At 69.5% G+C, this 8,717-nt stretch carries 8 protein-coding genes and 1 pseudogene; 4 read left to right on the forward strand and 5 right to left on the reverse strand.

Translation table 11 applies throughout. The features are described from left to right. Positions 1-733, forward strand: a pseudogene (locus tag WU80_RS23040) (hypothetical protein); the annotation flags it as partial. A gap of 131 nt (positions 734-864) precedes the next feature. Next, on the forward strand, positions 865-2,496 hold the full coding sequence (locus tag WU80_RS23045; protein WP_197281334.1) for an LGFP repeat-containing protein: 1,632 nt from the start codon (positions 865-867) through the stop codon (positions 2,494-2,496). On the opposite strand, the gene WU80_RS23050 is transcribed toward WU80_RS23045, so the two are convergent. From WU80_RS23050 to WU80_RS23065, 4 genes are read right to left on the reverse strand one after another with little or no spacing between them, the layout of a single operon-like run. Next, positions 2,493-3,314 (reverse strand): Cof-type HAD-IIB family hydrolase, encoded by an 822-nt coding sequence (locus WU80_RS23050; RefSeq protein WP_055405402.1) that lies wholly within the window; start codon positions 3,312-3,314, stop codon positions 2,493-2,495. The genes WU80_RS23045 and WU80_RS23050 overlap by 4 nt on opposite strands. 15 nt (positions 3,315-3,329) lie before the next feature. After that, entirely contained in the window at positions 3,330-4,115 is a 786-nt protein-coding gene (locus tag WU80_RS23055; protein ID WP_055405401.1) for a 1-acyl-sn-glycerol-3-phosphate acyltransferase, read from the reverse strand. Between the two features lie 14 nt (positions 4,116-4,129). Then, positions 4,130-4,885, reverse strand: coding sequence for a 1-acyl-sn-glycerol-3-phosphate acyltransferase (locus WU80_RS23060; RefSeq protein ID WP_055405400.1), 756 nt, complete (start codon positions 4,883-4,885; stop codon positions 4,130-4,132). A gap of 6 nt (positions 4,886-4,891) precedes the next feature. Further along, on the reverse strand, positions 4,892-5,659 hold the full coding sequence (locus tag WU80_RS23065; RefSeq protein ID WP_055405399.1) for a 1-acyl-sn-glycerol-3-phosphate acyltransferase: 768 nt from the start codon (positions 5,657-5,659) through the stop codon (positions 4,892-4,894). 166 nt (positions 5,660-5,825) lie between these two features. On the opposite strand from WU80_RS23065, the gene WU80_RS23070 reads away from it, so the two are divergent. Together WU80_RS23070 and WU80_RS23075 are read left to right on the forward strand one after the other, a co-directional pair. After that, the gene (locus WU80_RS23070) at positions 5,826-7,376 is read left to right on the forward strand and encodes an MBL fold metallo-hydrolase (RefSeq protein ID WP_055405398.1); all 1,551 of its coding nucleotides are present in this window, start codon (positions 5,826-5,828) and stop codon (positions 7,374-7,376) included. Beyond that, positions 7,373-7,717, forward strand: coding sequence for a hypothetical protein (locus WU80_RS23075; protein ID WP_055405397.1), 345 nt, complete (start codon positions 7,373-7,375; stop codon positions 7,715-7,717). Before WU80_RS23070 ends, WU80_RS23075 begins: the two co-directional genes overlap by 4 nt. Before the next feature lie 8 nt (positions 7,718-7,725). Here the strand turns inward: WU80_RS23075 and WU80_RS23080 are convergent. Continuing rightward, positions 7,726-8,717, reverse strand: a 992-nt coding sequence (locus WU80_RS23080; protein WP_197286011.1) for an NAD(P)/FAD-dependent oxidoreductase, incomplete at its 5' end; no start/stop codon positions are given.

Below are 8,717 nucleotides of genomic sequence, written 5' to 3' on the forward strand. Positions count from 1 at the left end.
GACCAGCCCGAGCCTGACCAGCCCCGGCGCTGCCAGCCCCGGCTTGACGACCCCGGGCCTGGCGCCCACGACGCCGGGGCTCACCGCCCCCGGCGCGTTGCCGACCACCCCGGGTGCCGGAGTGGCGACCCCGGGCGCGGGGCTCAACCCGGCGCTTTCCAACCCCGGGCTGACCAGCCCGGCCGGCGTCGCGCCCGGACTGGGCAGTCCGACGGCCGCCGGTGAGGTGCCGATCACGGCCCCGGCCGCGTTGGACCCGGGCGCCGACGGGACCTACCCGATCCTCGGTGACCCGTCGTCCTTCGGCAACGGCTCGCCGATCGGCGGCGGCACGGGCCTCGGCACCGGTGGCGGCGGAAGCTCGAGCGGCGGCAGCGGCGGTCTGGTCAACGACGTCATGCAGGCCGCCAACCAGTTGGGCGCCGGTCAGGCCATCGACCTGCTCAAGGGCTTGGTGATGCCGGCGATCACGCAGGGACTGCACGGCGGCGCGGGCGCGCTGCCGGGCGCCGCCGGTGCCCTGCCGGGCGCGGCGGGTGCTCTGCCGGGCGCGGCCGCCGGCGCGTTGCCTGCCGCTGCGGGCGCCGCGGGCGCACTGCCCGGCGCGGCCGGTGCCCTGCCGGGTGCAGCGGGCGCCTTGCCCGCTGCCGCGGGGGCGTTGCCGGCCGCCGCGGGCGCTGCCGGGGCGTTGCCGGCCGCCGCGGGTGCGGCGCCGGTCCTGCCTCCCGTCTAGACCTTCGGGGAACCCTCCAACCAGACGGCACCGCAGATCTTTCTGCGGTGCCGTCGAATTTTGTCCACATTCCAGACGCCCAGCTCGTGTCGTCTCATCAATAACATTAGAAACACAAGTAACATCGGCTGGTGTCTCCTAGCCGTGGGCCGACGACGTTGCTCACCGCCATCGTGGCGACCGTCGTCATCGTGTCCTGGGTGGCGGACACGACGCGCGACCGCGGCACCGCCGGATCGCCGCCGGCCCGCGGCACCCAACTGGCCGAACAGCCGCTGGTCGGCCTGGGCGGGGGTGTGACCGTTCGCCAGATCAGCCAGGACACCCCGTTCTCCCTCGTCGCGCTCACCGGCGACCTGGCCGGCACGTCGACGCGGGTGCGGGCGAGGCGCCCCGACGGTTCCTGGGGGCCGTGGTACCAGACCGAGTACGAAACCGCGGCGCCCGACGGGGCGACGGCCGCCGGGTCCCTGGAGGGGCCGCGCGGCACCGACCCGGTGTTCGTCGGCACCACCACGACCGTCGAGATCGCGGTCACCCGTCCGATCGATGCGCCGCTGACCCAAGCGCCGCCCGCGCCGCCCAGCGAGGCCGCCCTCGGTTACAAGCCGGCGTCGCGCGAGCAGCCGTTCGGGCAGAACATCTCCGCGATCCTCATCTCGCCGCCGCAAGCGCCCACCGAAACGCAGTGGACCCCACCGTCCGGCGTCCTGATGCCCGGGCAGGCGCCCGCCATCATCAGCCGGGCGCAGTGGGGCGCCGACGAATCGCTGCGATGCGGTAGTCCCCAGTACGACAACGGGATTCGCGCGGCCGTCGTGCACCACACCGCGGGCAGTAACGACTACTCGCCGCTGGAATCGGCCGGGATCGTCAAGGCCATTTACACCTATCACAGCAAGACCCTGGGCTGGTGCGACATCGCCTACAACGCGCTGGTCGACAAGTACGGCCAGGTGTTCGAGGGCAGCGCCGGGGGGCTCACCAAAGCGGTCGAGGCGTTCCACACCGGCGGCTTCAACCGCAACACCTGGGGTGTGGCGATGATCGGCAATTTCGACGACGTACCGCCGACCCCGATTCAGCTGCGCACCCTGGGCCGGCTGCTCGGCTGGCGGCTGGGCCTGGACGGCGTCGACCCCAAGGGCACGGTCGCGCTGGAGTCGGCAGGCAGTCACTACACCACCTTCCCGGCCGGTTCCGTCGCGACGTTGCCGACCATCTTCACCCACCGCGACGTCGGCAACACCGATTGCCCGGGCAACGCCGCCTACGCCTTGATGGACGAAGTGCGCGACATCGCTTCGCATTTCAACGATCCGCCGGAGGAGTTGATCAAGGCCCTGCAGGGCGGCGCGATCTACGACCACTGGCAGGCGATGGGCGGGATGAACAGCGTGCTCGGCGCGCCGACCTCACCGGAAGACAGCGCCGAGGGCGACGCTCGGTACGTCACCTTCGCAAGGGGCGCCATGTACTGGTCGCCCGCAACCGGCGCCCAGCCCGTCACCGGCGCGATCTACGACGCCTGGGCGTCGCTGAGCTACGAACGAGGCCCGCTCGGTTTGCCAACCAGCGCGGAAATTCAAGAGCCGCTACAGATTACGCAGAATTTCCAGCACGGGACGCTGAACTACGACCGCCTCACCGGCGACGTCACCGAGGTCGCCGAGGGAATCACCACGCCGCTGTCGACCCAGCCCCCGAGCGGCCCAACTATTCCGCCCGAGCACTTTTCGCTGCCGGCGCACCCGTCGACCTAGGGGCTGAGCCACCAGCGTTCCAGCACCCGTCCCACCCCATCGTCGTTGTTGACGGTGGTGACCTCGTCGGCGGCGGCGAGCACGTCGGGGTGGGCATTGCCCATCGCCACGCCATGACCGGCCCAGCGCAGCATCGGTAGGTCGTTGGGCATGTCGCCGAACGCCACCACCTCCTCGCTGCCGATCTGCAGCGGCCTGGCCACCTCGTCCACACCTGTGGCCTTGCTGATGCCCAGCGGCACGATTTCCACCAGGCCGTTGTTGGTGGAGTAGGTGATATCGCCCTCCAGGCCGACATGCTTGGCCAGCGCGGCGGCCATATCGGCGCTGCGGGCCCCGTTGCGGCGGATCAGCAGCTTGATGGCCGGCGCGCTGAGCAGGTCCTCGATCGACACCTCGGTGTTGTCCGGGTTCAGCCACGCATGTTCGTAGCCGGGCGAGCTGATGAACTGCGGGGTCGCCGTGTCGTGGGCGCGCTCGCCGATTCGCTCGACGGCAAGGCCCGCGCCCGGGATGACGCGCGTGGCGATCTCGGCCAGCTCGGCCAGGGTGTCGACCGGCAGCGTTCGCGTGGACACCACCCGGTCGGTCGACGGGTCGTAGACGACCGCGCCGTTGGCGCACACCGCGATCGGCGCGAAGCCGAGCGCGTCGACCACGGGGCGTATCCAGCGCGGCGGGCGGCCGGTCGCCACGACGAACTTCGCGCCTGCGCCGACCGCGGCGCGGATGGCGTCGCGGGTGCGCGGGGTGATGGTTTCGTTGTCGTCGAAGAGGGTGCCGTCGACGTCGCAGGCGATGAGCGCCGGCTGGGTCACGTTGACGTCATCTGGTCAGTGCACTCCGCTCTGGTCCTGCCCCGGCCGGGTCACGCCGTCGGTGCCGTATTTCTGCATCCGCGCCTGCAGCTCCGACAGGCGGATCGCCCGGGAATCGTCCTGGGTGGGCGCGGCACCCCCGAGCCGCCGCGGCACCCAGAACTCGCCTTCCGGGTGCGGGTACTCCTCCTGCACCTGGTACAGCAACGCGTTCATCGCCTGGCGCAGCTCCGCGTTGAGCTGTTCGGGCGTCCCGCGCGGCGGCAGCGGCCGCCCGGCGGCGACGGTGATCGGAACCTTGTTGCGCCACACCTTCTTTGGATGATCCTTGGGCCAGATCCGATGGGCGCCCCAGACGATGACCGGCACGATGGGCACCTGGGCGTCCAGGGCCATCCGGGCCGCACCGGTCTTGAATTCCCGCAGCTCGAAGCTGCGGCTGATCGTGGCTTCGGGGTGCATCCCGATCAGCTCGCCCTGCCGCAGCCGCTGCGTGGCCAGCTCGAACGCGCCGTTCCCGTTAGTGCGGTCCACCGGGATCAGCCGGGCGTGGTTGATGACGTAGTTGACCGCCTTCACGTCGGCCATCTCCGCCTTGATCATGAAGTACGCGCGGCGGTGGCGTTCGCGCACGGCGAGCAGCGTCGGCAGCCAGTCCAGGTAGCTGGTGTGGTTCTGCGCCAGCAGCGCGCCGCCCCGCTCGGGGATGTTGTCCAGCCCCCGATACGTGAACTTGGTCCCCTGCATCGCGACCATCGGCGGCACGATCCACTCGCACAGCCGGTAGAACCCCTCAGGCATGTCGTCTCCTTCGCCTACCCTGACGGCCGTTCGCTGCGGCCGGCTGCCCGCGCCGCGGCCTCGTCCGCCTCCATCCGCGCGGCCTCGGCCATTGTCGGTGCCCCACCGCCCAGGCGGCGTGGCGTCCAGTACGCCCCGGGTTCGTGCGGATACTGCTGTTGCACTTGGTGCAGCAACGCGGTCATCGACTCGCGCAGCGCGGCGTCGGTCCGCGCGATGTCTTCGGCCGCCGGCACCGGCGCGCCCACCTGCACTTTAATGGGTAACTTGGCGCGCCGGAGGTTGCGCGGGTGATCTTTTGTCCAGATGCGGTGCGCGCCCCAGACGATCACCGGAACGATCGGGACGCGCGCCTCGATGGCCATCCGGGCGGCGCCCGTCTTGAACTCCTTGAGCTCGAAGCTGCGGCTGATGGTGGCCTCCGGATAGACCCCGACCAGCTCACCCTCGCGGAGACGTTGCACGGCAACCGCGTAGGCGCCGGCCCCCGCTCCGCGGTCCACCGGAATGGTCCCGGTGTGCTTGATCAGGAAGTTGACGATCTTCACCTGTTGCATCTCGGCCTTGATCATGAACCTGAGCCGGCGATGCCGCCGGTGCACGGCCAGCGCGGCGGGCAGGAAGTCGACGTAGCTGGTGTGGTTGATCGCGATCACGGCGCCGCCGGAGGCCGGGATGTTCTCCTCGCCGCCGTAGGAGATCTGGGTGCCGGTGGCCAAAACCACCAGCCGAGCCAGAACCTCGAGCGTGCGGAAGATCGGCTCCACCATCGATCGCTACTCCGGCGGTCCCGCGTTCCGAGCCCGCCGAGCCGCGCGCTCGGCCGCCTCCTCGGCGTCCAGCTGGGCGGCCTCGGCCAGCGACGGGGCGCTACCGCCCAACCGGCGCGGCACCCAGTACTCGCCGGCGGGATGCGGCCCATACATCTCCTGGGCCCGCTCGAGCAGGTGTTGCATCCGCGAGTGTAGCAACCCCTTGAGCTCCTCGACGCCCAGCGTCGGTTCGATCGGCTCGCCGACGAGCACCGTGATGGGCACCTTCGGGCGCCACAGCTTCTTGGGGTGGCCCTTGGTCCAGATGCGCTGCGCGCCCCAGACGATCACGGGAACGATCGGCACCCCCGCCTCGACCGCCATCCGGGCCGCCCCCGACTTGAACTCCTTGATCTCGAAGCTGCGGCTGATCGTGGCTTCCGGGTAGACGCCGACCAGCTCACCATCCTTGAGGTTCCTGACCGCCTCCTCGTAGGAGGCGGCCCCGTCCTGACGATTGACGGAGATGTGCCGCAGGCTGCGCATGATCGGCCCGGTGATCTTGTTGTCGAACACCTCCTGCTTGGCCATGAACCGCACCTTCCGGCCCAGACCCTGCTGGTAGGCGGGCAGGCCCGCGAACGTGAAGTCGAGGTAGCCCGTGTGGTTGATGGCAATGACCGCACCACCGCTTTTCGGCAGGTTTTCCACGCCCGCGACCGTGATCTTGAGACCCTGTAGGCGCCACACCAAGCGGGCAAGCTGAATGACAGTCCCGTATACCGGTTCCACAGCTGCCCAGCCTAGTGCTCCTGGCTGTGAGTCACCCGAAGTGCCGAAAGGAGGCGCCCTGCGACGTCGCGCCGGCCCCGCCGCCTCGCGCTAAGCTCGGGGGCTGAAAAGTCGTTACCCGGCCGCGGGCCGCGAAGGCCCCTCTAGCGGCCCCAGGAAGGTGTTTGTGCAGGTCACGAGCGTAGGTCACGCCGGATTTCTGATCGAGACCCCCGCGGGCAGCATCCTTTGCGACCCCTGGGTCAACCCCGCTTACTTCGCGTCGTGGTTCCCCTTCCCGGACAACACCGGGCTGGACTGGGACCGGCTTGGTGACTGCGACTACCTGTACCTGTCGCACCTGCACAAGGATCACTTCGACGCCAAGAATCTGGCCGAGCACGTCAACAAGGACGCGGTGGTGCTGCTGCCCGACTTCCCAGTGCCCGACCTCCGAAATGCGTTGCAGGAGCTGGGGTTTTATCGGTTCTTCGAGACCAGCAACTCGGTCAAGCACCGGGTCGGCGGCCCGAAGGGCGACCTGGACGTGATGATCATCGCCCTGCGGGCGCCGGCCGATGGCCCGCTCGGCGACTCGGCCCTGGTGGTGTCCGACGGCGTGACAACGGCTTTCAACATGAACGACGCCCGGCCGGTCGACCTGGACGTGCTGGCGTCCGCCTTCGGACACATCGACGTGCACATGCTGCAGTACTCCGGTGCGATCTGGTACCCGATGGTCTACGACATGCCGGCCCGCGCGAAGGAGTCCTTCGGCGTCCAGAAGCGGCAGCGGCAGATGGACCGCGCCCGCCAGTACATCGCCCAGGTCGGCGCGACGTGGGTGATCCCGTCGGCGGGGCCGCCGTGCTTCTTGGACCCCGAATTGCGTCACCTCAACGACGACCACGACGATGCGGCGAACATATTTCCCGACCAGATGGTGTTCCTCGACCAGATGCGCACCCACGGCCACGACGGCGGCCTGCTGATGATCCCCGGCTCGACCGCCGACTTCACCGGCACCGCGTTGAACTCGCTGCGCCATCCCCTGCCCGATGACCAGGTCGAGGCGATCTTCACCACCGGGAAGCGGGCTTACCTCGCCGACTACGCCGAGCGGATGGCGCCCGTCCTGGCCGCGGAGCGGGCCGGCTGGGCCCCGGCCACCGGGGAACCGCTGCTGGAGCCGCTGCGCGCGCTGTTCGAACCGATCATGGCCCAAAGCGACGAGATCTGCGACGGCATCGGCTATCCCGTCGAACTCGTCATCGGCCCGGAGACGGTGGTCCTGGACTTTCCGAAACGTGCCGTGCGGGAACGCATTCCCGACGAAAAGGTCAGATACGGGTTCGCCATCGCCCCCGAGTTGGTCCGCACCGTGCTGCGCGACCGGGAACCGGACTGGGTGAACACCATCTTCCTGTCCACCCGATTCCGGGCGTGGCGCGTCGGCGGCTACAACGAATACCTCTACACCTTCTTCAAGTGCCTCACCGACGAGCGAATCGCCTACGCCGACGGCTGGTTCGCCGAGACGCATGACGATTCCTCGTCGATCACGCTGGAGGGCTGGGAGATTCAGCGTCGCTGCCCCCACCTGAAGGCCGACCTGTCGAGATTCGGTGTGGTGGAGGGCAACACGTTGACCTGCAATCTGCACGGCTGGCAGTGGCGGTTGGACGACGGGCGCTGCCTGACGGCGCGCGGCCACGAACTGCGAAGTTCACGGGCATGAACGACCGCCCCGGCCAGTCTTACGACGACGGCCTGGTTCAGCTGGACCGCGCGGCGATCACGTTGCGGCGCTATCACTTTCCGTCGGGTACGTCGAAAGTCATCGCCCTGAGCGCGATTCGTGGCTACAAGGCCGAGGGCCTGGGCCTGCTCACCCACCGGTTCCGGATCTGGGGCAGCTCGGACCTACGCCGCTGGTTGCCGCTGGACGTGAGCCGGCCGCTCAGGTCGACGCTGATCACCCTGGACGTGCCCGGCATTTCACCCAGCCCGGCCTTCACACCGGCGCGACCGGACGAGTTCACCGCCCTGCTGGACGAACTGCTGCGCCGGCGCGGCTAGCTTCGTCCCTAGGCCGTGCGGTCTTCGAGCGCGCGGCGCGCCGCGTTGTAGCCGGGGGTGAAGGTGATGCCCGGACCCCCATGGCAACCGGCGCTGCCCAGGTAAAGCCCTTCGATCGGAATGGGCTGACCGCGAAAACCCTTGGGGCCGGGCCGGTTCGGCCCGATCTGGTCCGAGCTCAGCAGCCCGTGGCAGTAGTCGCCGCCCGGGGCGCCGAACATCACGCCCATGTGCTTGGGGGTAAAGGTGGTGTGCCGGATGATGCTGCGCTCGAAGTTCGGCGCCAGCCGGGTGATCTTGTCGATCACGCGCTGGCCCATCTCGACCTTCGCGTCGCCGTAGTCGGCGCCGCCCTCGATGGGGAACCACAGCGCGAACGCCGAGGCGGCGTGCTTGCCCTCGGGCGCCAGGTCCGGATCGTTCTGCGTCGGAATCTGCAGCACCACCGTGGGGTCGGCCGGCACGATCCCGCGGCGGCAGTCCTCCCACTGCTGCTGGACCTCCTCCGGCGTGCAGAACAGGCCTATCGACGCCTGCATGGCAGGGTCGTTGAGCGCCTCGTAGGGCGCGGCGAACTCCGGCGCCTCCTCGAGCGCGAAGTGCATCTGCAGGTAGCTGCCGCGATGGTCGGTCCGGGCGAACCGCTCCCGAATGTCGGCGGGCACCAGGGCCGGATCGATCAGGTCGTTGACGGTGACGTCGGGCGCGATGCCGGAGACGACGATCGGGGCGGTCAACTCCTCGCCGGCCTCGGTGCGCACCCCGCGCACCCGCCCGTCGGCGACCAGGATCTCGGCGACCTTGGATCGCAGCCGCACTTCGCCACCCTGGCTTTCCAGTAGCGCGCCCAGGTGCGAGGTCAGGGCGCCGATGCCGCCGCGCAGCTTCTTCATCTGCATGGTGTCGCCATCCGGGACGCCCAAGCCGAAGGCGAGCGCGGCCGCGCTGCCGGGCGTGGCCGGCCCGCGATACAGGGTCTGTCTCTTATACACATCTGACG

The sequence above is a fragment of the Mycobacterium sp. UM_11 genome (assembly GCF_001414075.1).
Classification (GTDB): domain Bacteria; phylum Actinomycetota; class Actinomycetes; order Mycobacteriales; family Mycobacteriaceae; genus Mycobacterium.

What these genes read in the sequence shown, in the direction of transcription:
- WU80_RS23055 (WP_055405401.1), bottom strand. Translation starts at nt 4,115, where the DNA reads ATGCCTGAGGGGTTCTACCGGCTGTGCGAGTGGATCGTGCCGCCGATG.
- WU80_RS23060 (WP_055405400.1), bottom strand. Translation starts at nt 4,885, where the DNA reads ATGGTGGAGCCGATCTTCCGCACGCTCGAGGTTCTGGCTCGGCTGGTG.
- WU80_RS23075 (WP_055405397.1), top strand. Translation starts at nt 7,373, where the DNA reads ATGAACGACCGCCCCGGCCAGTCTTACGACGACGGCCTGGTTCAGCTG.